This window comes from Treponema sp. OMZ 805 (genome assembly GCF_050937395.1).
In the GTDB taxonomy this organism is placed as follows: Bacteria; Spirochaetota; Spirochaetia; order Treponematales; family Treponemataceae; genus Treponema.
In genome coordinates this window covers 1-217 of the sequence record NZ_JACCLP010000081.1, presented here as the reverse complement: position 1 = coordinate 217, position 217 = coordinate 1, and the positions used below count along the sequence as shown (strand labels likewise).

The 217-nt window shown below is 46.5% G+C and carries 1 protein-coding gene; it reads right to left on the bottom strand.

All coding sequences use genetic code 11. The features are described 5' to 3' along the window. A partial coding sequence (locus HGH47_RS12380; protein ID WP_432912814.1) for a transposase occupies window positions 1–217 on the bottom strand: 217 nt, incomplete at both ends.

The following is a 217-nucleotide window of genomic DNA, read 5'->3' as shown; positions in this document are numbered from 1 at the left end:
TTTCTTCAATCACTCTTTTCAGCCTTTCTCCTCGAAATGCATTGATTGTTCTAAAGTCAGGTTTTTGGTTTGCTGCCAGCCACATTACGTTTACATTTTCTCGGCATTGTTTCGCAATCTGCCGCGACGAATAGGTACCGGTCAGATAGCAGTAGATCAAGACTTTTAACAGCATCTGCGGATGGTAGCGGCTTGCTCCCCCTCCCGTTGTGTAGGC